This window comes from Gemmobacter sp. 24YEA27 (genome assembly GCF_030052995.1).
In the GTDB taxonomy this organism is placed as follows: domain Bacteria; phylum Pseudomonadota; class Alphaproteobacteria; order Rhodobacterales; family Rhodobacteraceae; genus Pseudogemmobacter.
In genome coordinates this window covers 22,114-47,118 of sequence record NZ_JASJPW010000006.1, presented here as the reverse complement: position 1 = coordinate 47,118, position 25,005 = coordinate 22,114, and the positions used below count along the sequence as shown (strand labels likewise).

The 25,005-nt window shown below is 62.6% G+C and carries 21 protein-coding genes and 3 pseudogenes; 14 read left to right on the top strand and 10 right to left on the bottom strand.

Translation table 11 applies throughout. From position 1 onward, the window contains the following. The first annotated feature begins 45 nt into the window (after positions 1-45). The 3 genes and pseudogenes from QNO18_RS23290 to QNO18_RS25855 form a co-directional block, all read left to right on the top strand. Positions 46-1,491: an NAD-dependent succinate-semialdehyde dehydrogenase gene (locus tag QNO18_RS23290; protein ID WP_283179855.1), complete on the top strand. Its 1,446-nt coding sequence runs from the start codon at positions 46-48 to the stop codon at positions 1,489-1,491. 59 nt (positions 1,492-1,550) lie between these two features. Continuing rightward, a complete protein-coding gene (locus tag QNO18_RS23285; protein ID WP_283179854.1) occupies positions 1,551-2,717 on the top strand; it encodes an iron-containing alcohol dehydrogenase in 1,167 nt (388 codons plus the stop codon). Between the two features lie 236 nt (positions 2,718-2,953). Then, positions 2,954-3,082 (top strand): annotated as a pseudogene (locus QNO18_RS25855) (IS5/IS1182 family transposase); the annotation flags it as partial. A gap of 35 nt (positions 3,083-3,117) precedes the next feature. Here QNO18_RS25855 and QNO18_RS23280 read toward each other — a convergent pair. The 8 genes and pseudogenes from QNO18_RS23280 to QNO18_RS23245 form a co-directional block, all read right to left on the bottom strand. Beyond that, positions 3,118-3,258 (bottom strand): annotated as a pseudogene (locus QNO18_RS23280) (transposase); the annotation flags it as partial. Between the two features lie 223 nt (positions 3,259-3,481). After that, positions 3,482-3,724, bottom strand: a complete 243-nt coding sequence (locus QNO18_RS23275) for a hypothetical protein (RefSeq protein WP_283179853.1) — start codon at positions 3,722-3,724, stop codon at positions 3,482-3,484. Continuing rightward, positions 3,721-4,671: a fatty acid desaturase gene (locus QNO18_RS23270; RefSeq protein ID WP_283179852.1), complete on the bottom strand. Its 951-nt coding sequence runs from the start codon at positions 4,669-4,671 to the stop codon at positions 3,721-3,723. The genes QNO18_RS23275 and QNO18_RS23270 overlap by 4 nt, the downstream gene beginning before the upstream one ends. An 8-nt stretch (positions 4,672-4,679) precedes the next feature. After that, complete coding sequence (locus tag QNO18_RS23265; RefSeq protein WP_283179851.1) at positions 4,680-4,808, bottom strand: hypothetical protein; 129 nt, start codon at positions 4,806-4,808, stop codon at positions 4,680-4,682. Next, on the bottom strand, positions 4,784-5,488 hold the full coding sequence (locus QNO18_RS23260; RefSeq protein WP_283179850.1) for an ABC transporter permease: 705 nt from the start codon (positions 5,486-5,488) through the stop codon (positions 4,784-4,786). Before QNO18_RS23260 ends, QNO18_RS23265 begins: the two co-directional genes overlap by 25 nt. Next, complete coding sequence (locus QNO18_RS23255) at positions 5,485-6,441, bottom strand: ABC transporter permease (RefSeq protein WP_283179849.1); 957 nt, start codon at positions 6,439-6,441, stop codon at positions 5,485-5,487. Before QNO18_RS23255 ends, QNO18_RS23260 begins: the two co-directional genes overlap by 4 nt. Before the next feature lie 42 nt (positions 6,442-6,483). Next, the gene (locus QNO18_RS23250; protein WP_283179848.1) at positions 6,484-8,157 is read right to left on the bottom strand and encodes an ABC transporter substrate-binding protein; all 1,674 of its coding nucleotides are present in this window, start codon (positions 8,155-8,157) and stop codon (positions 6,484-6,486) included. A 23-nt stretch (positions 8,158-8,180) separates the two neighbouring features. Continuing rightward, positions 8,181-9,518 carry an LLM class flavin-dependent oxidoreductase gene (locus tag QNO18_RS23245; protein ID WP_283179847.1) on the bottom strand — a complete coding sequence of 446 codons (1,338 nt, stop codon included), beginning with the start codon at positions 9,516-9,518 and terminating at the stop codon, positions 8,181-8,183. Positions 9,519-9,709: 191 nt separating this feature from the next. Between QNO18_RS23245 and QNO18_RS23240 the strand changes: the two genes are divergently transcribed. From QNO18_RS23240 to QNO18_RS23200, 9 genes and pseudogenes are all read left to right on the top strand, one after another. Continuing rightward, entirely contained in the window at positions 9,710-11,266 is a 1,557-nt protein-coding gene (locus tag QNO18_RS23240) for an ABC transporter ATP-binding protein (RefSeq protein ID WP_283179846.1), read from the top strand. Between the two features lie 168 nt (positions 11,267-11,434). Further along, positions 11,435-12,523 (top strand): helix-turn-helix transcriptional regulator, encoded by a 1,089-nt coding sequence (locus tag QNO18_RS23235; protein ID WP_283179845.1) that lies wholly within the window; start codon positions 11,435-11,437, stop codon positions 12,521-12,523. 249 nt (positions 12,524-12,772) lie between these two features. Then, positions 12,773-13,117, top strand: a complete 345-nt coding sequence (locus tag QNO18_RS23230) for a hypothetical protein (protein ID WP_249498915.1) — start codon at positions 12,773-12,775, stop codon at positions 13,115-13,117. An 11-nt stretch (positions 13,118-13,128) separates the two neighbouring features. Beyond that, entirely contained in the window at positions 13,129-14,160 is a 1,032-nt protein-coding gene (locus QNO18_RS23225) for an HlyD family efflux transporter periplasmic adaptor subunit (RefSeq protein ID WP_283179844.1), read from the top strand. Further along, a complete protein-coding gene (locus tag QNO18_RS23220) occupies positions 14,157-15,422 on the top strand; it encodes a hypothetical protein (RefSeq protein ID WP_283179843.1) in 1,266 nt (421 codons plus the stop codon). Before QNO18_RS23225 ends, QNO18_RS23220 begins: the two co-directional genes overlap by 4 nt. Beyond that, complete coding sequence (locus tag QNO18_RS23215) at positions 15,415-16,101, top strand: ABC transporter ATP-binding protein (RefSeq protein ID WP_283179842.1); 687 nt, start codon at positions 15,415-15,417, stop codon at positions 16,099-16,101. The genes QNO18_RS23220 and QNO18_RS23215 overlap by 8 nt, the downstream gene beginning before the upstream one ends. After that, positions 16,101-17,264, top strand: coding sequence for an ABC transporter permease (locus QNO18_RS23210; protein WP_283179841.1), 1,164 nt, complete (start codon positions 16,101-16,103; stop codon positions 17,262-17,264). The genes QNO18_RS23215 and QNO18_RS23210 overlap by 1 nt, the downstream gene beginning before the upstream one ends. A gap of 526 nt (positions 17,265-17,790) precedes the next feature. Further along, positions 17,791-18,009: pseudogene (locus tag QNO18_RS23205) on the top strand (transposase); the annotation flags it as partial. Positions 18,010-18,437: 428 nt separating this feature from the next. Beyond that, entirely contained in the window at positions 18,438-19,862 is a 1,425-nt protein-coding gene (locus QNO18_RS23200; protein WP_283179840.1) for an ATP-binding protein, read from the top strand. 72 nt (positions 19,863-19,934) lie between these two features. Here the strand turns inward: QNO18_RS23200 and QNO18_RS23195 are convergent, their stop codons facing one another. Further along, positions 19,935-21,959 (bottom strand): TonB-dependent receptor plug domain-containing protein, encoded by a 2,025-nt coding sequence (locus QNO18_RS23195; RefSeq protein ID WP_283179839.1) that lies wholly within the window; start codon positions 21,957-21,959, stop codon positions 19,935-19,937. Between the two features lie 329 nt (positions 21,960-22,288). Between QNO18_RS23195 and QNO18_RS23190 the strand changes: the two genes are divergently transcribed. Both QNO18_RS23190 and QNO18_RS23185 read left to right on the top strand, forming a co-directional pair. Then, the gene (locus tag QNO18_RS23190) at positions 22,289-22,531 is read left to right on the top strand and encodes a type II toxin-antitoxin system ParD family antitoxin (RefSeq protein ID WP_283179838.1); all 243 of its coding nucleotides are present in this window, start codon (positions 22,289-22,291) and stop codon (positions 22,529-22,531) included. A 1-nt stretch (position 22,532) separates the two neighbouring features. Beyond that, a complete protein-coding gene (locus QNO18_RS23185) occupies positions 22,533-22,841 on the top strand; it encodes a type II toxin-antitoxin system RelE/ParE family toxin (RefSeq protein WP_283179837.1) in 309 nt (102 codons plus the stop codon). A gap of 624 nt (positions 22,842-23,465) precedes the next feature. Here QNO18_RS23185 and QNO18_RS23180 read toward each other — a convergent pair. Next, positions 23,466-24,893 (bottom strand): C69 family dipeptidase, encoded by a 1,428-nt coding sequence (locus QNO18_RS23180; protein WP_283179836.1) that lies wholly within the window; start codon positions 24,891-24,893, stop codon positions 23,466-23,468. Between the last annotated feature and the right edge of the window lie 112 nt (positions 24,894-25,005).

Sequence of the window (25,005 nt, the reverse complement as noted above, 5' to 3'; positions counted from 1 at the left end):
AATGGCTGCCCGTTGCTGCCGCCCTGTTTGCCCGAAGGACGCAAAATGCCAGTTCTGCAAGACCCCAGCCTGTTGAAATCCGCCTGTCTGATCAATGGGGAATGGGTCGGTGCGGCCTCTGCCGCGATGACTGTGGTGACCAACCCTGCCGATGGCAGCGAGGTCGGTCACGTGCCGCAGATGGACCCGGCCGAAATCCCCGCGGTGATCGCCGCCGCCGAAGCCGCGCAGAAGCTCTGGGCGGCCCGCCCGGCGGCCGAGCGCAGCAGGATCCTGCGCCGCTGGTTCGAGCTGATGATGCAGCACCAGGACGATCTGGGCCGCATCATGACCGCCGAACAGGGTAAACCGCTGTCCGAAGCCAAAGGCGAGATCGCCTATGCCGCCAGTTTTGTCGAATGGTTCGCTGAAGAGGCGAAGCGCGTCTATGGTGATACGATCCCGGCGCCGAAGGCAAATCAGCGCATCACCGTGCTGCGCCAGCCCATCGGTGTGACGGCGGCCATCACGCCCTGGAACTTCCCGGCGGCAATGATCACCCGCAAGGCGGCTCCCGCCCTGGCGGCGGGCTGCGCGATGATCCTGCGCCCTGCCGATCTGACACCGCTTTCGGCGCTGGCGCTTGGTGAGCTGGCACAGCGCGCCGGGGTGCCTGCGGGTGTGTTTCAGATCGTCACCGGCTCGGCCTCGAAAATCGGCAAAGTGCTGACCGACAGCGATGTCGTGCGCAAACTTTCCTTCACCGGCTCGACCGAGGTGGGGCGGCTTTTGATGGCGCAATGCGCGCCCACAATTAAGAAACTGAGCCTGGAGCTGGGCGGCAATGCGCCTTTCATCGTGTTCGATGACGCCGATCTGGACGCGGCGGTGGAAGGGGCGATGGTGTCCAAGTTCCGCAATGCCGGTCAGACCTGCGTTTGTGCGAACCGTCTTCTCGTGCAGCGCGGCATCCATGATGCCTTTGTCGCGCGGCTGTCCGAACGGATTGCGGGCCTGAAGGTGGGCGACGGGATGCTGCCAGACACCGATGTCGGCCCGATGATCGAGGCAAAAGCCATCGATAAGGTCGAAAGCCATATCCGCGACGCGGTGGAAAAGGGCGCGGAACTCGTCACCGGCGGCCAGCGCCTCGGCGGGCTTTATCTGCAACCGGCGCTGCTGACCGGCGTGACCCCGGACATGGCGGTCGCCCGCGAAGAGACGTTCGGCCCGATGGCCCCGGTTTTTGTCTTCGACACTGAAGAAGACGCCATCGCCATGGCCAATGACACCATCTTCGGCCTTGCCGCTTATTTTTTCACCCGAGACCATGGCCGGGTCATCCGCGTCTCCGAAGCGCTGGAATATGGCATGGTCGGCCATAATACCGGCCTGATCTCAAACGAGGTCGCGCCCTTTGGCGGGGTCAAGCAATCCGGCCTTGGCCGCGAGGGCTCGAAATACGGGATCGAGGACTATCTCGAACTGAAATATCTCTGCAGCGCGTTCTGAGCTGACTGCCCCGGGGGCCAGATGCCCCCTTCTGCTTTCCTCAAGGGAAGGAACGAAAGATGACGGATCTGATCAAAGCCTTTTCATTTGATACCCCCGGCTCGACGCTGGTGGAATGGGGTGGTGCGGCCCGAATGGGTGAATTGCTGCAGGACTGGTTCCCGGCGCGCAAACTGCTGATCGTAACGGATAAATTCCTGCATGATGGCGGGCTGCTTGATGCGGCGAAGGCCTCGCTTTTGTCGCATGGCTTCACGGTTTCAGTGTTCGACGATGTGGTCGCCGATCCGCCCGAGGCGGTGCTGATGGCCTGTGTCGCGCAGGGACGGGCTGCGGGCGCGGATATCGTGATGGGGTTGGGCGGCGGCTCTTCGATGGATATCGCAAAGCTGGTGGCGGTTATGCTGGTCAGCGAACAGCCCCTGTCCGAGCTTTACGGTATCGGGAAAGTGACCGGCCAGCGCCTGCCGCTGGTGCAGGTGCCCACCACCGCCGGGACCGGGTCGGAAGTGACCAATATCACCATCCTCACCACCGGCGAGACGACCAAAATGGGCATCGTCTCGCAACAGCTTTATGCCGACCGGGTGCTGCTGGATGCCGCGCTGACCACGGGCCTGCCGCCGGTGCAGACCGCCGCGACCGGCATCGACGCGATGGTCCATGCGATTGAGGCCTATACCAGCCGACACAGGAAGAACCTTCTCTCTGACATCTTCGCGCGCGAAGCGCTGCGGCTTCTGGCCACTCATCTGGTCAATGCCTGCCAGAATGGCGATGACCGCGCCGCGCGCGAGGGGATGCTGATCGGCGCGAATTTCGCCGGCCAGGCCTTTTCCAACAGCCCCGTGGGCGCGGTCCATGCCCTGGCCTATCCGCTGGGCGGTCACTTCCACCTGCCGCATGGCCTGACCAATGCGCTGATGCTGGGACCAGTGCTGCGCTACAACATGGCCGCCGCCGCGCCGCTTTATGCCGAGCTGGCGGATGTGGTGACAGGCCCGTCCGGGGAGGGCGTGCAGGCCCGTGCCGCCGCCTTTGTCGACTTTATGGAGGATCTGATGGACCGCTCCGGCGCACCGCGCCGCCTGCGCGATGTCAGTGTGCCGGAAGACAGCCTGCCAATGCTCGCCAGGGACGCGATGCTGCAGACACGTTTGCTGCAGAATAATCCGGTCACCGTGGACGAGGAGGCCGCGCTGGCCCTTTACCGTCAGGCCTATTGAGCGCTGCTCTGGCGCGGCACCACAGCCCCTGTATTTCCCGGTAATGGGAATCTGGCGGATCGGGTAAAAGGAAAAACCGTCGGGGCAGGAGCGAGGCGGACCTAATCCTGGTCGCTACCCTGCCGGGGCTTCTGTTCAGACCTGATCCGCGCAGCTTGCGCGGGTCATCCGGCGTTGTTGCAGAGTCCCCAACGAGCAGGATTCGCACGGCGAATCCATGGGTTTGGGAGGCTGGGATGACCAGGCCTGAACCCGCCCGCTGTCGCACGACGAACTGGAAGTCATAAAACGCTGCATTGAAGCGACGTGGCTCTCCGCTGATCTGGCTGGACAAGTATATGATCGGGCGCGCGCTCCAGGCCGGTCGCGCTGGCTGACTTTTGCAACAGTGCCCGATGAAGCCGCTATACTTGGAACGCCACTTGTAGAAGCTTGCCGTGCTGATCCCATGCTCACGGCAAAGTTCAGGCACGGCCACACCGCTCTCGGCCTGGCGAAGTACAGCCATGATCTGCGGTTCCGTGAAACGGCTCTTTCTCATTCGAATCTCCTCAGCTCACGGCTCACGGCTCACGGCTCACGAGAAAACTCTACTGCCGCATCCCATTAACCAAGGGGAGGATTACCAGGGCACTGGAATACGCGGCACCGCTGTAGCCGTCGATCCCGTCGTAATCCAGCTGACCCACACGTTCGCGCCCCGGGAAAGCTTTGTAATCCAGCACCCCATGGCAGATCTCGGCCAAGAGCAGCGCCGGATGGTGTCAGACCGCCGTGAAATCCAGATCATCGGGGGCAAGCTGCGCCGGATCAGGGGCCAGCAACCGCCCCCCGGGCGCCCGGATCCCGCCAGGCACAGGTGGCAAATCGCGGTTGCGACGGACAAGCCGGGCCGGGGCCGCAAGGCCAGCGACAAGCAAGCCGGGCCGGATGTCCGCCCATGCCGCGTCACTCGCCGCCCGGGCCTCGGGCCAGTCATACATGCCGAAAGAGACCACAAGGCTCATGGCGCGTCCCCTTCCCCGTCCCGGTTTCGACGCCAGCGCGGATGCGGAACCGGCTCTTTCACTTTCCAGGCGAAGCGCTGCAGGATGCTGAAATAGCTGGGAAACACATAGCCTCCATTCAGCCGCGCCCAGTCGCCGCGCGCTGCGCGATATGTGGCGGGCAGCCGATACCAGGGCACACGCGGCAACTTGTGATGCACAAAATGCAGGTTGTTATAAAGAAACAGCGGCGCCAGAATGGAGCGCTCGACGATGATCGTGCGGCCATTCGGATCTTCGGCCCATTGATGTTCGCAATAGGTGCGGATTGCCAGAAGGCCCAGCCCGATCCAGCCCGAGACCAGCACATAAAGCCAGACCGGGATCCCCATGCCGAACTGGATGAAGGCCAGCACCGGCACGAGGCCTGCAAGATGATGCGCCCAGGCGTTACGGGTCTTGGAATCCCCTGCCGCGACACGGTGCATTTCGGCCAGGGTAAAGCCGGTCACCGCAAACCAGGGGCCGATCACCACCCGCCCGATCAGCGTATTATTCGCGATCCGCGCCGCCCGAAGGATGCGCGGCATCCCGAGCCAGTCGAACAGCGCGATGTAATAGCTTTCGGGATCATCATGCGGGTCGGTCAGGCGCTCGTCATTATGATGCTGCAGATGGGTCAGCTTATAACTGCGATAGGGGTAGAAGATGCCGATCGGCAGCCAGACCAGCGCTTCGTTGAGCCGCGCATTTCTGGTCGGATGGCCATGCAGCACCTCATGCTGCAAAGAGGAATGCAGCGCGACAGTGACCCCGATGACAATCAGCGCCAGCCCGGGGGACAGCGGATAAAGCCAGAACCCGGCCCAGAGCCAAAGCCCATAGCACAAAGCCAGCAAGCCCCATGTTGGCCATTCGATCCGCGGCGGCACCAGGCCTTCGCGCGGCAAATCAGGCAATGTGGTCATGAGGCCTCTCAGTCATCGAATGCGCCAAGCCCTTCGGCGATGAGGTTGGTGGAGATCACCAGCGACACAATCGCGAGGGCGGGGAAGGTCGCCACCCACCAGATGCCTGCCGTCAACAGCCCATAGGATTCGGCCACCGCAAGCCCCCAGTCGGTTGAGGGGGTTGCAGGCCGAGGCCCAGAAAGCTCAGCGTCGAAATGGTGAAAAACGCATAACCAAGACGCGTCATCGCCTCGATCAGCACGACCTGACGGATATTGGGCAAGATCTCGCGAAACATCACGCCAAAGGCGGATTCGCCGCAGATCCGAGCGGAGATCGCATAGTCTTTGGCCGCCTCGACGCGGACCGCGGCTCGAATGGTGCGCGCGACAAGTGGCGTGTAGATCACGATGATCACCAGCGTCACCGTCAGCGGCGAGCCGCCCAGCGTGGTCAGAACCAGCATGGCGGTCACGATCAGCGGCATCGCGAGCAATGTATCAAGGATCCGGCTGAACACCACATCGGCCCAGCCCCCGAGATAACCAAGGACCAGCCCGAGGATCACCCCGAGCGCCACTCCGGCCAGAGTTGCGGGCGGCGCGGTGGTCAGGATCGGGCGCGCGCCGGTCAACACGCGCGAGAACACATCGCGGCCCAGCATATCGGTGCCGAACCAGAACTCGGCCGAGGGGGGCTCCATCGTGCGCAGGATATTGTCGGCATAGGCATCCTGCGGCGCGATCACGCCGGCAAAGAACGCGCAAAACAGCCAGAACGCGAGGATCACGAGGCCGATGATCAAAGGGGCGCGCGAGGCGCGGGAGTTTGTCATCCGCCGGGCCTTTCGCGCTGACGCGGATCAAGGATCAGTTGCAGCAGATCCCCAAGCAATGTGACCACGCCATAAATCACGACCATGGTCAGCACGCCCGCCTGCAAAGTCGGATAATCGCGGCCCTTAGCCGCCTGTGCCACCAATGCGCCCAGCCCCTGGATGTTGAAAAGCGCCTCGATCACCACGATCCCGCCAAGCAGGTTCGAGATCTGCGTTGCCAGAACTGCAACCGTCGGCGCCAGTGCATTGGGCAGGATATGGCACAAAAGCACGATGCGGAATGGCAGGCCCTTCAGGATCGCGGTTCGGGTGAAATCGGCCTCGCTGGCACGGATCACGCCGGCGCGAACGATGCGGGCGATATAGCCGAAGAGGTTGATCACCAGGGGCAGCGCGGGCAGGATCAGATGGCGCAGCGTCTCGGCCGCGCCCGCGCCATCGGGCGGGCCGGAGACCGGCAGCCAGCCAAGCCAGAGGCTGAACAGGATCACCAGAAGCAATGCGGTGACGAAATCCGGCACTGTTGCAAGCGAGATGCCGGTCAGAAGGATCACCCGGTCAACCAGCTTTCCTTTGCGCAGCCCCGCCCAGATACCGGCAGCCATGGCCAGCGGCACCAGCAGCCCGACCACCACCAGCGCCAGTTGCGCCGATTGCGCCATCGCCGCCCAAAGCTTCGGCGCCACCGGCTGGCCATGCGAAAGCGAGACGCCGAGCGACCCGTTGAACACCCCGCCGAGCCAGCGCAGATACTGCAGATGCGCCGGCTGATCGGTGCCCAGCTTTGCATTCAGCGCCGCCACAGCCTCGGGCGCGGCGAAAGGCCCCAGCACTGCCCGACCGATATCGCCAGGCAAAAGCTGGCAGGCCGCAAAAACCAGCAGGCTTGCGAGGAACAGGGTCACAAGGGTCGTGGTCAGCCTGCGCAGCAGGAACGTCCGAAGCAGCATTTACCGAAAACACCAGCGGTGGGGGCCGGAGCCCCCGTTCCGTCAGGCCACCCAGGCGCGCGCGAGCAGCAGATGCGAGATTGCCGTAAAGCGCACCCCCTCTACACGGCGGCTGGAGAAGCGGATGAACTTATTGAAATAGGTGATGATTGTCGGAGTTTCCTCCAGCAGGAGCCGCTGGATCTTACCCGCCGCCTCGCGCTGTGCCGCAAGATCGCGCGCTTTTGCGTAATCGACCAGAAGCGCGTCATATTCGGCGCTTTTGAACTGTGCCGAATTCCACGCCCCGTCACTGCGCAGAGTTGCGTTCAGGATGAGATCCGGCGTGCCGCGATGGCCATAATCGGTGATGCCGAGCGTCGAATCCAGCCAGGGCGATTCCCCGAATACCGCCTTGCCATAATAGGCATCCTGCGGGATCAGGTTCAGCTCGATCTCGATCCCCGCCTCTTTCAGCTGATTTTGCAGCAGGACGGAATATTCCGGGATCGAATAGGCGCGTTCCGTGGTCAGCGTCACCTTGAATCCATTGGGCACACCCGCCTCACCCAAAAGCCGCCTTGCCTCGGCCAGATCGCGGTTCCTTTGCGGCACGCCGGGGTCGCTGGAGGCATAGATCGGCGCGAAGATGGAATCGTTTCCCTTGAGCGCGCGGCCTTTGTAAAGCCCATCCACCACCGCATCACGGTCGATGGCCAGGGCAAAGGCCCGGCGGATGCGGGCATCTTTGAATTCAGCACTGTCGGTGCGCAGGTGGATCGTATCATTGCGGGTGCTGTCAACCGCAAGCACCCTGAGCGCCGGATCCTGCTCGACGGTCGAGGTCAGGCTGTTGACCTCGGGGATAACATCAACCTCGCCCGATTTCAGCGCGAGGAACTGCGCCTGCTGGTCATCGTAAAAGCGGATTTCGACCCGGTCAGGCAGCGCTTTCTCGCCCCAGTACTCTTCATTGCGGACAAAGCTGATGCCCCGCTGCGGCTGATAGCTGTCAAAGCGGAACGGGCCGGTGCCGATGAAGCTTTGCTCGTAATCGCCGGCGTGATCGGCGGGCAGGATGATGGTCGCCACCACGCTGGAAGAAACGTAATAGGGGAAATTTGCATTGGGCACGTCGGGGCGGAACACTACCGTCAGCGGATCTTTCGCCGAAGTAGCCCCTTTGGACAGGAGCCCCCGGAAGGCCGAGAGTGCCGAAGAGCCGCTTTCCGGGTCCGCCAGCCGCTCGAACGTCGCGACGACATCGGCCGAGGTCACATCGCGCCCGTCATGGAATTTCACGCCCGGGCGCAAATTGAACACCCATTCGGAAAGATCGTCATTGGCCTCCCAGGATAAAGCGAGCTGCGGTACGAGGCCGTTTTCCGCGTCATCCAGGATCAGATATTCGCCGACCTGGCTCAGCACCCCGATCGAGGAACTGTCGGTCAGCAAGACCGGGTTGAACGCCGCCGTCGGCTGGCCAAGGCCCACGCGAATGGTACCACCGGGCTTGCCCTCGGCCCGTGCCGGGACAGTGCTGCCGAGCAGGCCAGTCACGCCAAGGGCCGACCCTATCCCGAGCGCGCCCGCGTATTTCAGCAGGTTGCGGCGGTCGAGATAACCCTTTGCATGTTCGTCCAGCGCGACGTTCCAAAGATCGGCGCGGGTATCGCGACCGAATGCGTCACGCAGGCGCGTGAGCAGCGGGGCAGGGAGGCGGGTATTGCGGGTCATTGTGGCTACCTTTGTGAAGAGGGTCAGCGCGCAGTTGCGCGAAAACGGTTTTCGGCATGGGCGAGACCAAGGCGGTCGCGGAAGGTGCCCGGCCCATATTCAGTTTGAAACAGGCCACGGCGTTGCAGTTCGGGAACCACGAGCCGGGTGAAATCGGTCCAGTCACCGGGCAGATGCGGGAACATCAGATTGAACCCGTCTACCGCGCCCGAGGAAAACCAGGCCTCAATCTCATCGGCAATCTGGACGGGAGTGCCGCCAACAAAGTGCATCTCGCCACCAGCGGACATCAGCCGTGCGATCTCGATCACGCTCAGGCCTTTCTGCGCATGGTGGCGCACCCGCTCCAGTGTGGTCTGGACGCCTTTATAGCCGTCGGCGGCGGGCAGGTCGGGCAATGGGCCATGGGGATCGACACCACTCAGATCCAGCCCCGACCAGGTGGACAGAAGATCAATCGACAACCTGTCGGGCTGAAGCGCCTGCAGCGCTGCGAATTTCTCACGCGCCTCTTCCTGGCTGGCGGCAACCACCGGCTGGATACCGTGCAGGATCTTCAGGCTTTCCGGCGCGCGGCCCCGCGCAGCCAGCCTTGCGTTGATATCGGCACGATATGCCAGTCCCTCTTCGATGGTGCGCAGCGAGACGAATTGCACATCCACATGTTGCGCTACGAAATTCTTGCCATCCTCAGAGGATCCGGCCTGAAACACCGGCAAATGGCCCTGCGGCGGGCGCGGCACGTTCAGCGGCCCGCGCACCCGGAAGAATTCGCCCTCGTGGCGCAACTCATGCACCTTTGCGGGATCGGCTATCTCGCCCCTTTCGCGATCGAATAACTGGGCGTCATCTTCCCAGCTGTCCCACAGATCACGCAGAACGCGCACGAATTCTTCGGCGCGACGATAGCGGTCTGCGTGGCGAAACACATCCGCGTGGCCGTAATTCTGGGCCTCGCTCACCATGGCCGAGGTCACGATATTGATCGCCGCCCGCCCGCCGCTGATATGATCCCAGGACGCGAACTGCCGCGCAAGATTATAGGGTTCGGAATAGGAGGAAGAAGCGGTCGAGACGAGGCCGATCTCTTTAGTCAGCGCCGACAGCGCAGTCAGAAGCGTGATCGGCTCCAGCCGGGTATTGGCGTAATGGTGGAGCGAGGATTTCGCCTCGGTCCAGACCGCGAGGTGATCGGCCACGAAGATGAAATCCAGCTTCGCCGCCTCGGCCTCACGCGCGAGACCGGCGTAATATTCCAGCCCGTAGACCTCGGCTGATGGCGCATCGGCATGGCGCCAGGAAATCCGGTGATTGCCCTGCGGATTGTAGAAAAAGCCAGCAAGGAGAAGTCTTCGGGACAAGATCAAAGCTTTCGATTGAGTATTTTCTCAGTCTGGGTTTTAATCACGACTGAACTTGTAGTCTATTCTCTGTCTGGGCAGGAAAAGGGAAAGCGATGCGTGTGTCCGTGCTGGAAAGGGAAATTTCTTCTGCTTCGGTGGAATCATTTGCCGCCCGGGGCCGGACCGCGCCGGGCCCGGAGACGGGGCCAGTGTTGGAGGTGTGCGGGCTTTCGGTCAGCTATCCGACTGTGTCCGGCTTTGTCGCTGCGCTGAAAGACATTTCGTTCAGCCTCGCCGCCGGAGAGACGCTGGCGCTGGTCGGGGAATCAGGCAGTGGCAAAAGCACGACGGCTCTGGCGGTGCTGGACTATCTGCCCCCCGGTGCGCGGCGCGAGGCGCGGGGCCTGCACCTGATGGGGCAGGATCTGATGGCGCTGCGCCCATCCGCGCTCAGGGCGTTGCGGGGCAGGCGGATCACGGCGGTCAGCCAGCATCCCGGCACGTCCCTGAACCCCGCAATGACCATTGGCGCGCAGCTGACTGAGGTTTCGCGCCATGTGCTGGGTCTCTCCCGCGCCGCCTCGCATGCGCGCGCTCTGGCACTGCTGGGAGAGGTGCAGATCCGCAACCCCGGCCAGGTGGCAGGGCTTTACCCGCATCAGCTTTCGGGGGGCATGCAGCAGCGGGTTGCCATCGCTATCGCGCTGGCGCCAGAGCCTGACCTGATCGTGCTCGACGAGCCTACCACCGCGCTGGATGCCACGGTGCAGCGCGAGATCCTTGAGCTGCTGGCCGATCTGCAACAGCGGCGCGGCACCGCCTATCTGCTGATCAGCCACGATCTTCGCCTCGTCAGCGGCTTTGCCGACCGGATCGCGGTGATGCGCGGGGGCGAGATCCTCGAAACCGGCAGCGTCCTGCACCTGACCGAAACCCCTGCGCATGACTATACCCGCCATCTTCTGGCCAGTGCGCTGGTTCCGGCTTCAGGCAGGCAGACGGCCGCGGTTGCCACCCCCCCGCTTTTGCGCGTCAGCGGCCTTGGGCACAGCTTCCGCAACGCGAGCACATCCGTGTTGCAAGAGATCAGCTTTGACATCGCACCGGGGCGCTGTCTGGGGCTGATCGGCGAATCCGGCTCTGGGAAGTCGACGATCGGCAAGCTGATCTGCGGCATACATGATCTGCAAGACGGCCGGATCGAGATGGCGGGAAGCGATCTTCCCGCAGCGGGGGACGCCCGCAGCCTCGCACAGCGCAACCTTGTGCGCATGGTCTTCCAGTCCCCCGATGCGACGCTGAACCCGGCGCATCGGGTCGGGGATATCCTGAAACGGGCAGCGCATCTGGCCGGTTCTCCCGATCCCGGGGGGCGGATGCGAGAGCTGTTTGATCTCGTCAGGTTGCCGCCCGAGCTGGCATCGCGCTTTCCGGCGGGGCTTTCGGGCGGACAAAAGCAGCGTGTGGCGATTGCCCGCGCCTTCGCCTCCTCGCCAAAGCTCGTCGTACTTGACGAACCGACCTCCGCGCTGGATGCCACGGTGCAAAAAGAAGTGCTGAGCCTTTTACAAGAGTTGCAGCACCGGGAACAGGTGGCCTTTCTGCTGATCACTCATGATCTGAGCATCCTGCCCGGGATGGCCGATGACCTGGTCGTTCTCAAAGACGGCAGGATCGTCGAAAAGGGGCCACAGGACCAGGTGCTGAACGCGCCGCGCCATGCCTATACGCGCGCGCTGATCGAAGCAGGCAATTCGATTTTCTGAGATGACACACCATTTTCGTCAAAACCATCGACACAGCCCGCCACTGCGGTCAGTATAAATGCAGCAGATATAGTCTTTAGTTTCATCTGGCGTCAGTTTCATCTGGCGTCCTTTTGATGTGATTTTCATTTCCACCAGAGCCAGTCGAAGAAGGGATTGTCGCCGCCCATGGATGCTGCCGACGAGCTTATTCCCCTGATCTATGCCTCTCTGTTGCGAGAGACCCGTTGGGAGGAATTCATCGGTCGTCTTGCGGTACTGGCGGATGTGGAATGCGCCACGCTTTTCTTTCATGACAGCCAGAGCGGCAGGGGCGCCGTCACCCTTCAGTCGGGCATCCCGGATGTCGCGCAACGCGATTATCTCAGCCATTACGGGGCCCTGAATCCCTGGATGTGGCAGGTCGGGCGCACCCCTGTCGGCACAGCGATCGTCGGCGAGCAGCTGGTCGCGCGCGACAGGTTTCACCGTACCGAATATTACAACGATTTCCTGCGCCGCTTTGACCAGGAAACCGGGGTCGGCGTGACCATCGAGCGCACCGAAGGCCGTTTCCTGCTGCTGTCCACCCTCAGCGGCGACGTCGATGAGGAACGCAATGCCGCGCGGGCCAGGCTTCTGAGCCGCCTTGCCCCGCATCTGCGCCGCGCGTCGGAGTTTTACCGGCGCAACCATCACTCCGGCATCGGCGCTGAACTGACCGGCTGGCTGAGCGAAGCGGGCGGTGTCGGCTTTGTGCTGGTCGATCCGGTGGGCCGGGCAAGCCATGTCAGCCCCGCCGCCGAAAAATACCTGGCAGATGGCCGCGCGGCGAGCCTTGGGCCAAATGCGACGCTGCGGTTTCGCAATCCCGATATCCAGAGCGCGCTGCAACAGATGCTGCGTGGCCCGCGGGCCGTGCTGCCCGTCACCCTGCAGGATGGCGGTTTCGGGATCACCCTGATGCCGGTTGGCCAGAACGAAGGGGGCATTGCCTTCAGCGGCCAGACCGTGGCTGCCGTATTCACTCCGGTTCTGGCGCGGACCGCTGCACCGGCGCTTGAATTTGCCCGGCGCTATGGGCTGACGCCTGCCGAGACGAGGGTTCTCACCGCCATCCTTGACGGACAGCGGCCGGCTGAAATCGCGACGGCAGCCTCGCTTTCGGTCGAGACGGTGCGCAGCCAGCTGAAATCTGTCTTCTCGAAGACCGGCGCGAATGGCCAGCCCCAGCTTATCCGCATGGCCATCGGTCTGACGGACCCCGATCCCGACTGACATCACGCCTGTCCCCCCATCAGGTCTTCACCGGGTCTTGCCCTGTGCAGCCCGGCATCACCTCGCCCGTAAGGGGGGGCGAACCGCGCGCCATGTCAGTTTCCGAGGCTGTCGGGCGGGGTCTTCACCCATATGGGGGCAGCCCGCCGCATCCGCCCGATGCTAGGCCCGTCCTGATCACATGGTTCAGGACGGGCAGTTCAGGGACGCAGTCTTCCTGCCCGGTCTGATGAAAACGGGAGTAATACCTTGAAAATTCTGAAGCTCAGCCTGACCCTCGCCGCAGTTCTTGTGCTTGCAGGCTGCTATGAAAGCGGCAGCTCTGACAGCAACAGCAGCGGCGGCTCCGGCAGCACTGGCGGTACCGGTGGTGGCAGTGTCACTGTTCGCCCGCCCGCCTATACCTGCCCATCGAATTGCCAGAATGTGCAGACCCGCACCAGCTGCCAGGCCGCAGAATCCTATTACCAGGTCTATGTCGAAAACGCGCGGGCCGGCACAGCCGCATCGACGCTGGAACAGCTTTACGACAACCATGCCCGGTCCGCCGGGTTGGCGCGCAGCATGGTGCAGCAGATCGGCTGCGCCCCCTGACGCTGCCTGACGTGCTGCGTTTTTACATAACCGCAGGTCTTGCTGCGATGGCCCTGACCGGTGCCGTCGCAGCAGGACTTGGCCATGGCCCCGCCAGTGTCGCACCGGAGGTCCGGGCGGCAGTGGCTTTGACGGCTACGTCTCCATCGGGGGCTGCGGTTGAACCTGCGACATTCAGGACCTGCTTTCTGGACTGGGCCGAAGAGACGCCACTGATTGCTCTGCGCGATGGATTTGCGTCAACCGGGCTTTCGGTTTCAGACTTGGTCCAGCCGGACAACGTTCTACTGACCTTCCGCGCTGAAAATGAACGCGCTCAGCTGGAAATGCTGGATCTGCGCGCCCTTGGACTTGAGGACCGGCAGCGCCTTGCAACAGCCGCCCATGCCTCCGCCCTCGCCCGTCACGCGACCGAGGCCCGCGCCGTTGATCGCAAACGCATGCGCGCGCGCGAGGCGGCGGCGCTTGCCGCCACCCGCCATCGCGAAGGCAGGCTCGACCGCCTCTCGCTGGAACTTGCCGAGGATCAGCTTGCCGAAATTGACGATCTTGCCGCGCAGACCGCCCCTGCGCTTACCCTGCTGGAGGCAGAACATGCCCTCAGACTGATTGAGTTGCAGCAGGAAAGCGCGGCCCTCGCCAATGAAAGAAAGGCGCTTCAGGACCATATCGGGACACTTTCTCTGCGCAGCGAAACCGCTGGTGTGATCAGCTTTGTGGCGCCCGCGCTGACGACGGGTGCCCTTGTCGCGGTGCGGCGCGGCGAACATGTGATCAGCCTTGCCCGCCCTGGCATGTTCCGCGCGAAAGTTCCGGTGCATCTGCGCGACCTGTCGCTTTTCACCGATCGCCGCGTCACCGCCCGCCTAGCGCTGGAGGCGGGGATCCTGACGGGTCAGGTCACGCGCATCTCGGCCCTTCGCAGCCCTCTGCCCGATGGCAGCACGCATGAGGTTGAAATTCGCTTCGATCCGACAGGTCTCGCGAGCGAACCGCAATCGGCAAGCTGCCTGTTCGAAACCATCACAGAGGCCGCGCCATGACCCTGCGTTCCCGCCTGCTCTGGCTTGCGGTGGCCTTTGGCGCGGGATGTGCTGCGCCCGATTTTGACCGGGCGGAAGCGCTGATCGACCAGGTTACCCTGGATCTCGCGCAGGATGCGCCCGCCAAAGGTCTTGCCTTTGGCGATCACGTCCGCCGTTATGGCCCGGCCTTTCACACCGCCCGACTGCGCGAGGCAGAGCTTTTGCTGGATCTGGATCAACTGCGCCGGGGCGCATTGCCGCGCCTGAGCGTCATGGTTCAGGGCAGGTCCCAATGGCATGAAAGCGGCGGCTTCTCGGTCAGGGGTCGCAATCATGCCTTTGTTATCGAATGGGATTTCATCCGGGCGATCTATGTCCTGTTCCGGAATACGCCCGAGATCTTCGCCATTCTGGTTGCACAGGAAAGCGCGCTTGCCCGGCAAGGCGCCGAAAAGCAACTGCTAGACCAGCTGGCAGATACCCTAGACGCTGGGCTGGCGCTTGAAGAGGCCGGCCTGACCCTTGATGCCGAGAGCTGCCGCATAAAGGACATGCAGGGTGAGCTGGCGCTTGGTACCCTGCCGCGCAACGAGGTTGCGGCCGGGCAGACCGCGCTGCAAAGCCGCAAATCCGCCCATGCCGCGCGCCGGACCATGTATGAGGCCAGCCGCGCCAGTCTTGCCCATGGCACAGGCGGCGCCCCCTTCGGTCCGGATCTGCGGATCGCGGCTTTGCACCCGGGGCCCTTGCGTGCCCGGACGGCAGAGCAATGCTATGAAGGTTCCGCGCTGGAAGCGCGCAACGCGGTTTTGCACCGGATTGCCAAAGACGGGCTGGACGCCGCCCGCATTGATCGCTGGATCGCGCTGTCTGGCATCGTGCCCAATCAGCTTGGGCCGGACAGCCCGGCCCAGCTGGAACTTTTGCTCAATCTGATGGTGCCGCTGATTGATCAGGGCAAGGGTGACCGGCAGGTGCAGCGGGCACGGATCGCGGTCGCCAATGCGCTGATCGCGGCCCGTGAAAGCAAAGCGGCCTTCATGCTGGCCCATGCCGAGCTGACCCTGGCCCTGGCCGAGGCCCATGTGCTGCAGGCCGGGTTGACGCCTCCGGCCAGGGCAGAGACCGGATGCGCCGCCGATCTTTCCGCCAGGCTTTACGATCTGGAAAAACGCCGCGCCAGGCTGGTGCAGGAGCATCTGGAAGCCGGGCTTGCCCTTTTGTGTATGCCTGCTGCGCGGAAGCCAGGCGGGCCTGACGGAGCGGCGGCCAATGAGTGAGGCCGCGCTGCCGCTGCATCTTGAGCGGGTTGTGGTGCATCATGGCGGCCAGGACCGCCGGGTGGTGCTGGACCATGTCGATCTGACGGTCGCGCCCGGCGAGCGGCTTTGCATCCTTGGCGAAAGCGGTTCGGGAAAGACCACGCTTCTGGAGGTGATCAGCGGTTTCCGGAGCCCGGATGCCGGGCGGGTGCGCCTTTTCGACATTGATCCGGCGGGGGCCGCAGACCGGGTTCGTGCCAGGCTGCGCCGTCAGCAGCTGGGGTTCATCTTCCAGGATTATGCTCTGATCGAAGGGCTGACGGCGCTTGCCAATATCGCCATGCCCCTGCGGCTTGACGGCGTCCGGGCTGAGGCTGCTCATCAGCGTGCGGCGGAACGGCTGGCAGCCCTTGGCCTCACGCATCTTGCTGCGGTGCCCGCCAGCGCGCTTTCGGGGGGCGAAAAGCAACGCGTGGCCTTTGCCCGCGCCACAATCCATGCGCCCCGCCTGATCCTGGCGGATGAGCCGACCGGCAGCCTCGACCCCCAGACAGGCCAGGAAATACTGGAGATGATCCTTGGGCGAGGGCAGGACAGCCCGCACAGCCTCGTGATGGTGACACATAACCACGCGTACAGCCGCCATTTCGACCGCGTTCTCGTGCTGCGGGACGGTCGGCTGCATGAGGTCGCCTGATGAAGGTGCGACGCCCCTTTCGTCGCGTGATCCTGCGCAGACTGCTGATCTATTGCCTCGTCTCGGCCTGTTTCGCGGTCATTCTTGCCAATCGCATCATCACATCTGCCGCGACCGAAGGCTTCGATGCCCGCATTCGTGCCAGCCTCTATCATGAGGCGGTGCTGACTTTTCCGATGCTCTCGGCACAGAAGGTCAGCCGGGGCCACACCGATGCGGACCATCTCGCCCCCTGGACGGAGGAGGCGCTGAAAGCCGCCTTTGCCGGGGCGGGGATCTCCGTCTCGCCCTATGCGCGGCAATTTAGCCCGATTGCCGAACTGCCTGCCGCCGGCATGGTGGAAATCCTGACAAGCGATCCGCATTTCCCTTTGGCCTACCGGCTGAGCCTCAGCCCCGATCGCAAGCCGGAGCCGGGAAGCTGCCTGATGGGTCGCCGCCTTGCCGATCAGCTAAAGGGGCCGCTGCCCGAATGGCTGCATTTCGGCACCATGCGCTGCAGGCTTGCCGGGGTCTTTGACGGTGAGATCCGCCCGCCTTTCTGGACGATCGACCGGGCGGTGCTGCGGCTGGCCGCGCGTGACCGGGTCATGGCGGAGGAGACCATTCTCTGGAGCAGCTATCTGCAGGCGGATACCGCCGTTTTGAACGAGGCGGATCTGCGCGCGGGCCTGGCCCCCTGGCTGGAGGCCGGGGCGGTGGAAATCTGGTCCAGCCAGCATCACGCCGAACGCGCGGCGGGTATCCTTGCAATCTACAATTTCGTCGCAGCCGCAATCAGTGGTGTCGCATTGGGCCTTTGTGCTTTCGCGATTGCCACAACCTTCATGTTCTCGGTGTCGGAGCAACGCCGGGAAATCGCCATTCGCCGCGCGATAGGGGCGACGCAATGGCAGATCATCGGCCATGTTCAGACCGAGATCGCAGCCCTGGTTCTTGGTGGTCTGCTGACAGGTATGATCGGCGGCAAATACCTCGGCCTTTATCTTCTGGCGCAGATGCAGGGGGCCGGATTGCTGGACCCGGCGGCACATGCGGTTCTGTCTCCTGTCGGCCTTATCCAGCTTGCAGCCATGTTTCTGGCGGCAGGCGTAACGGCGGGTCTGATCCCTGCCATTATCGCCGCCAGAATTGACCCTGCCATCGTACTGCGCGGCGGCTGATCCCGCTGTCGCTCTCCATGCCGCCGTCCCTGATCGGCATCACAAAGCGAAGGCCCGGCAAATGCAGCCAGGGAAAAGAACAAGGAAAACACCCCTCTGACCCAAACAGGACCGGAAATCCATCGTCAGACGTGGCTCAGTTCCGCGTAAGATGCGGCGATCCGAAATTCCCGGCCTCGGGTCGCCGGACTTGGCCGGCTTTTGTAGAGAGCATTTAGCTCACTTCCCCTGCCCATCACTCGAATGCGATGGGGCAGTGGTCGCCAAACGATGAATGTCTCCGACGGGATTTTGGAGCTCGCAGATGTCTCTCGCGACGGCGCTGTCGGCCTGTTGGCGGGATGGCCATGCGACCGGCCAGGTCAGTTCCGACTTGATGGTTTTGTAGAAGGTCTCGACCATCGCGTTGTTGATCCTCCCCCGGTGAAGTGGTCCGCCGTTACGTTTAGGAAACGGAGGACCGAAAATGGCAAACAAGCGACCTAACGCGGAAGAGATTGTCTCGAAGTTGCGGTAGGTTGAGGTTCTGATGGGGCAAGGTTTGCCCTGTCTGGACGGGATCAGGCGTATCGGCGTTGTCGAACAGACGTATTACCGCTGGCGCAAGCGATATGGCGGAATAGGCGTAGACCAGCTGAAAGAACTGAAGCACCTTCAGCAGGAGAATGACCGGCTCAGGCGTGGTGTTTCGGATCTGACGCTGGACAAGCTGATCCTGACGGAAGCCGCGCGGGGACCCGTTCTGCACCGTAAGGGATCGCCTCATCCGGATCTGTCCTCGCCTGGTCAGGCCTGGGAAATAATCACATCCCGGATCGAGCTGTCGGCATCCAGCCCGGAAACCGACATGTCGCAGCCATTGGCTTTCAAAGCCCTATATCAGGATGATGTTTGAGAGCTGATCAGAAAGACCCGATTTGTTTACTGCTCCGCTGGCGCAAGGTTGGCGCGCTTTTGCTGTTGCAGGCGAGATCTTTGATGGCCCGCAATTCCTGAATGATCTCTCCGGTGACCTGAGCAGCAATGAGTGACAGCGGATTATCCGGATTATGGCCGGTGGAGGGGGCCGATGGCAGGAGGGTCAGCGGCAGGGGGTACATCCGCTGGCGAGAATAGTTGACTTTTTTACTGCAGTATCATCCAAGAGACGGGTCTCGCGAAAAGGATCAAGACTTGTACAGCTCCGGTTTCAGACGAACCCTCCTCGCCACGCTTTGCATCGCCACATTCAGTGCACCATCGCTGGTCCTTGCTGATGCGGGCTTTCCGACCCCCTTAGACTTCAAAGGCCGCATCCGGGCGGAAAGTGCTGTTCCCGGCATTCCGGTTCATGCCGGCGGCGAAGTCCGTATCTCGGCCACGGGTCTCGCGCCGGGGCAGAAACTTGTTTTGCAGCGTGGCACAGAGGTTCTGTCCGATATGGTGCTGGTAGCAGATGAAAAGGGGAATGCCAGCCTGACCTTCACGCTGCCCTCCGATGCGGCCACTGGCCTGCATCCCCTGGTGGCGCTGCTGGAAGATCCGTCGATGACGACGACGGTCGACCTCAAGATTTCAAAGCCACTGGACTATCTGAACGAGAAGGACTGGACAGTCACGGCCGTGCAACCGGCGAAGGGACTGTATCAGTCCACCTACAGCGCCCGCAGCGATGCGCTCTTTGTGACCGCGGCGGATTTCAATGCGGCGACCTCTGAACTATTGCGCGTCGACCCGGAAACTCTTGAGGTTCTGGCCCGCGTCACTCCGGCGGATTTCCCCGAAGATCAGAAGCCGCCGGAAAAGGAGGGCGCTCCGAAGGGGCCGTTCAAACTGGCGCCTGCGGGTGTGTTCGGGCTTGGCCTTGACGAGGCTGCAGGCCGGATCTGGGTGACCAATACGCCGGACAATACGATTGCGGTCTACGCGCAGGACGATCTGTCGCTGGTGCATCAGTTCGCCCCCGGCACTGTTTACCATTCGCGCGATGTCATCATCGACCCCGTGCGCAAACGCGCCTTTGTCTCGTCTTCGGCCACCAGCAATGTCTATGTCTTTGACAGCGAAAGCTTTGCGCCGCTGGGCGTCATCGACATCCGTTCGGCTGAGCGCGGCGGTGACTTCTATGTCATGAGCCTTGCCATCGATCCGGCGAAAGGCGAGGTCTATGTTGTCAGCCGCGTCAGCAATGAACTGGCGGTCATTGATGCTGCCAGCCTTGAGGTGAAGAAGGTCTTCGCGCTTCCGGGGGCGAAGAATGCAACCGGGCTTGATGTCGACCCTGCGACCGGTCGTCTGTTCGTGGCCGCGCAGGACAGCAATAATCTGTTGGTGCTGAACCGCGAGACCGGCGACGTGCTTCATGATATTACTGTCGGCGCAGGCGCATTGAATGTTGTCTATGATGCGACCAGCGGGCTTGCCTGGGTTTCCTCGCGTGAGGCGGGCAGCGTGACTGCGGTGAACAATGAGGGTGAGGTGGTCGCGCATCTCGAGGGCGGCAGCTATGCCAACCATGTCGCGATTGATGGCAAAGGCGCGGTCTTTGCGGTCAACAAATCGCTTGGCGCCGAGGATGAGAAGGCGGATTTCCTGCGCCGGATCACCCGCGCGAACTGATCCTTACCTGACCAGACAAAAAAGCCCCGGATGCGATTGCATCCGGGGCTTTTTCTTTCGGCTGGGCCTGGATCAGAAGGTTTTCGAGAGATTCAGGCGGAAGTTGCGGCCGTTCTCGTTCACCCATGGCTCACCGGGGCGGGGGCCGGTCGCGCCTTGCAGAGGCGTCATTGCATAGTGGTAAGAGCGGTCGAAGACGTTCTCGACGCCGAAATCGACCACCAGGCCTTCAAGATTGCCCTGCGGCACGGTGTAGCTGACCTTGAGGTCATGTACGCCAAACCCGCCGTGATGATCAGTGCCGGTGTTGCTCGCATTACTGACGATAATGCCCTTCTGGGCCTCCATGCGCCAGGATACATCAAGCCCGGACGCAAATTTATGGCCAACCGTCAGCGCGAGGGTGTCGCTGGGGCTGTAGTTGTCCGACGTCCATACGCCGCCTGCGACGAGGCGCTCGTTCTTGGTCAGGTTCACGGTGCCGTTCAGATAGGTGCCGCTTGCCATGTTGTAATGCGCCGCGATCTCGACACCTTCACGCGTCAGCTGCCGGCCGGGAACGGAAAGGGCATACATCGTGTTCCAGATTTCGCTGCGGTAAAGCGTGATCGAGCCGCTGAGCGTATCGCCCGCCGCCAGGAGATCGCTGCCCTCATAGCGAACGCCGCCTTCCCAGTTGCGCGACTGCTGCAGATTGTCGTCATAGGTGGCCAGCACGTCATAGGTCGGCAGCGCTTCGGTATAGGTGAACGAGCCAAAGACCTTCAGACCGTTGCCAAAGCCCTTTTCCAACCCGAGGCCAAGCGTGCGGGCCAGATTGTCATAGGGCCCACGCGGGGCGGTCGTGGCGCTGATCTTCTGATCTTCGAGACGCAGACCGATGGTCGCAAGCAGCTCATTGCCGAAATCCATCGTGTCGATGGCGAAGAGGCTGAGACGACGATCCTTGCCACTCGCGGGCGAGGTTCTCAGGCGGGTGCGGTCTTCGTTGGACCAGGAGAGACCCGCGCGCAGGCTGTGGCCGATGACACCGGTGTCAAACCGCGCGGTATTGGTCAGCGTGACCCGGTCGGTTTTGGTGTTGAACAGGCCGGCCTGGGTCTGGGCAAAGCCGGGCGTCAGCGCCTCGATATTGTGATCCTGATCCGAATGCGAGTAGGTCAGTTCAAGATCAAGCAGATCATTGTCGGCAGGATTGTAGTTCCAGGTCAGCGCGGCCACATTCCCCTTGCGGTCGATATTCGCAAGGCCAAGCCCCCCGAAATCATTCAGCAGGTTCGAGAGGTTGACGTTGCTTTCCGAGCTTTCATAGCGGGTATAGCTGAGGGTGATGCTATTGGCGTCGTCCAGCCGGAACCGCGACTTGAACAGCATCGACGGCACGTTGAAACCGCGCGCGGTCTCATTGCCATCGGGATCTTCCTGGGCACCCTGTCCGCGCCGGGTATAGTTCAGCAGGAAGTCGACCGAGCTGTTCATCTGCCAGGCCAGCGTGGATGAGGTCACCCAGCCATCGCCATTGCTGTTGGCGCCGAGCATCTGGCGGATACGGAACCCGTCCTGGTCGCCGGTCAGGTCTGATCCGTTGATGGTGCGCGCGGTGACCGCACCGCCGGTAATCCCCGATCCATATTCCAGCGAGGCCAGCGGCCCGGTGGTCACATCGATCGAGCGCAACAAAGCGGGGTCTGAGATCGCGCCCGAGGAGCCCTGATAAAAGCGGCCCGGATTGTCAGCCACACCATCAACCACAATCTTTGTCGCCGGGTCGCCGGGATAATGGTGGTTGCCACCGAAACCGCGGATCGAAATGCCACCGGTCAGCAGATTGCCGCGGCGGGTGGTCGTGACCGAAGGCGCATCGCGCAACGCATCCTGCAAGGTGCTCGCCTGCGTGCGCGCGATACCCTCTGCATCGAGGCTGAAATTCGGCCCGGTTCCCGCAGTGACTGCGGGCGCGTCGGCATCAAGCACAATCACGCCCAGGTGGTTGGTGTCTGCTGTGTCGTTGTTGGTTGCTGTGGTCTGGGCAAAGAGCGCAAGCGGTGAAGTGGTGAGCGCAAGCGTTGCCGCGAATAGAAGTCTGGATCTGGCCATGCTGTCCTGCTGGAAACTGTCTGATTGGAAGCTTGGCTTGCGGACGCTGGCTTGCTTTATCCCCTAGTCCGAAAATTGACAGTTGTTGTCAACTTCTTACTGAGTACGCTCCGCCCCCCGTATCCGGCATCCATCACGCCCCGGATTGCGGCAGTTGCGGTTCGGGCATAGCGCGCCGCGCAACCGAATTGTGGCTGGCCCGGTTGCCAGAGCGACCCTCCGATTTGCCCTGGCTGGTGGCAGCAGATGGTTGCCGGGGCAAGTTTGCGCGGGATTCTCTGTTGCCGGATGGCAAAGATTGCCATACCTTGCGGGCAAGGAGAACGCCGATGAGCACGATGAACATTTCGCTGCCCGAGCCAATGAAGGCCTGGGTCGAAGATCAGGCGAAATCCGGGCGCTATGCCAATTCCAGCGATTATGTCCGCGACCTGATCCGGCGCGACCGGCAGCGGATCGAGGCGCGGGTGAGCTTGCAGGAGGCAGTGGATGCGGGGCTGGGCAGTGGCCCGGCCGAAGCCCTGGACAGGGCCGCTTTCAAGACTGCGATGCGGACCGGGCGCGACGGCTGAGATGCAGAGCGAACCGGGCTGGCTGCTGCGTCCGGCTGCACGGCCCGATCTGGCTGCGATCTGGCGCCACGGGGCAGAAAGCTGGGGGCCTGACCGGGCAGATCGCTATGCGGATGTCCTGTTCACACTCCTTGACCTTCTGGCGGATTTTCCCGACATGGCGCGTGAGCGGGCAGAGTTTACGCCTCCGGTGCGGATCCATCCCAGCGGCAGCCATCTGGTGATCTATCAGCAGGCCGGGCAGGGGATTGAGATCATCCGCCTGCTCTATGCGCATCAGAACCTGACCAATTATCTGGCGGAGGGGTGACCCTGTAACTGGCCTGGCCCGCCGATCAGAATGGCAATGTTCCCCGCCAGCCCTATCAGCGTCGTGACGCACTCCAGGACCAAAGGGGTATGGCCCGCGCCGTCGCCTGCATCGAGGCGCAAGGCGCCAACGACCACAGGATGAACCTGCGCCGGCATAAGGCGCCGGGCAGGAGGCCCTCATCCAGTTTGTCCCGCATCACGGACCGGAAGCCTTCGGAAAGAGTGGTTTCATTTTGTCCCCCGATCAACAGAAGCCGAAGGCCTGCGTTCCGAACCCGCCGCTGATGCCGTTTCCGTTGCTCAGTTGAATGCAGCGGACGCCGTGACAGTGGGAAAGAACGTGACCACAGAATTCGCCTTCTTCTCACCTGGCCCGACCCGGAACGCTCATGACTGACGCGCATGCAGGAAGGGTCCTCCGGCGGATCGGCGGCCGCCGTGGCCTGCGGCTTCGTCGATATCGCCTTGGGGTCCCAGATGGTGGCCTCCTTCATTTGAACTCGCGGCTGAACTTCCGTCTCGTCATATCTGCATTCCGGTTCCTTGGGCGCGATCTTATCTTCGTGTCCATGAAACTGGCAGCAGCTCACTGCCCCGGTCTTACGACCGGAGCAGCCTTTGCCTACCAGATCTGCGCAGGGGAAAGCGGGCTCGTTGTCATATTCAGCCCGCCGCGCACCCTGAGGCGCACATAGGCGGCCCGGGCCAGCGCATCACAGTCGTCAAGGCTGCGCTCCATCCAGCGCGTGCTGAAGTCCGACAGCAGGCGGCAGGCGAGACCGCGTTCTCCCGCTGCGCTCAACAGGCCCGAGGCCCGCAGCGTCTCAGGCAGATCGGCCCGGATCAGCGCCTCAAGATCGCGCCAGTGGCTGTAGATTTCGGGCAGCAGGGCCTCGCCATCCTGAAAGGCCAGATGCATGAGCTTGCGGAACTGATAGACCGCACCATCGGCGCTTTCGATCCCCTGCGGGATCCGTGACACCACCTCGGGTGATTTCGCTTCCTTGCGGCGATCGAGGAAACGGCCGCTTTCACCTTCGGTCAGATGGCGGTGCTGGCGATAGGCCGGCGGCACCTCATCCATGCCAAGGAAGACCGGCGTCAGTGGCGCGGCAACCGGGCCGATGGCGGCATGCCACATCATCCTTTGCTCCGGGAAGTCGGGTTCCGTCAGCGGCACGATCTGTCCATAACCGGCAGTATCCCCGGTCAGCTTTTCGGTCGCGATGGCCCAGACGATATCCTCGAGTCCCAGCTTTTCGGGGCGGGCGGCGCGGGACTGCATCTCAGCCTCGATCCAGGCCTGACCTTCCCAGCGACCCTTGCCATCGCCATAGACGGCATTGACGTCAAAGACACCTGCAGCCGGATCATACCAGCCCAGATCTATGGCAGTGCTGATGAAATGCTGCGGGAACAGGAAATCTTCGTCCGGCTCGGCCGGGATCTGCCCGATATAGCCCGGGCGGGAGACACGGATGCTGTGGTCCCCCAGCCGCTCGGCGACCCAGAGACGCCGTCCGCCGGCAAATTCAATCACCACCCAGGCTTCATTGCCATCCGCGATGATATGCGAATTCCCGCCATAGGTTGAATAGCCGTGGCTGGCGATCAGATCCCCTATGATCTGCACCCCTTCGCGGGCGGTGCGGGCGCGTTCCAGCACGATGCGCGCCAGATCCGAGTAATTTGGTCCGGTCTGATCCTTTGGCGTCATGGCAATCAGCCGCTCGGACGAGGTTGACCAGATATCGCGGACGGCCACCCCGTATTCGTTCAGTCCGCCATTGGTCAGCGGGCAGGGCACGCCAAGATAATGGCTGTAGCTGACCCGCATATGGCGAAATGTGCTGGCAGCCTGCGGAATCTCCGAAAGCAGGCCCGGCATCAGCGCAGCAGGCGTCACCCCAACGGTGATTGTCGCCTCGGGCGCATGGCTGGCGGCAGGAATGATCTCCAGCCAGTGGCTTGATGGCTCATCGCCATAGCCGGCCAGATAGGGAAGACCGTCGGCCGTATGGGCGCGGCCGATATAGATACCGTAACTCATGGAACGTCCTTGTCGTCTCTGCTGCTGTCCGGGGTCAGCCGGAAAGCGGGAAGTGGCAGGCAAAAACCCGGTCAGTGCCTTCGGCCTGATGGGCCGGCTTAAGCTGGTGGCA